Source organism: Streptomyces sp. WM6386, from assembly GCF_000972385.1.
GTDB lineage: Bacteria > Actinomycetota > Actinomycetes > Streptomycetales > Streptomycetaceae > Streptomyces.
On sequence record NZ_JXTE01000841.1, the window covers coordinates 1 to 293 of the forward strand.

1 rRNA gene is annotated in these 293 nt (G+C 53.2%); it reads left to right on the forward strand.

Going from position 1 to position 293, the window contains the following annotated elements:
* Positions 1-209 precede the first annotated feature (209 nt).
* A 16S ribosomal RNA gene (locus TN53_RS43895) occupies positions 210-293 on the forward strand; the annotation flags it as partial.

Genomic DNA, 293 nt, shown 5'->3' on the forward strand with positions numbered 1-293 from the left:
AGAGGGTGAGTACAAAGGAAGCGTCCGTTCCTTGAGAACTCAACAGCGTGCCAAAAATCAACGCCAGATTAGTTGATACCCCGTCTCCGGCCGTCATGGCCGTAGATGAGGTTCCTTTGAAGAAACATACAGCGAGGACGCTGTGAACCATCGGCTTATTCCGCCGGTGGTTCCGCTCTCGTGTATGTCGACCGGATTACCGGTAAACATTCACGGAGAGTTTGATCCTGGCTCAGGACGAACGCTGGCGGCGTGCTTAACACATGCAAGTCGAACGATGAACCACTTCGGTG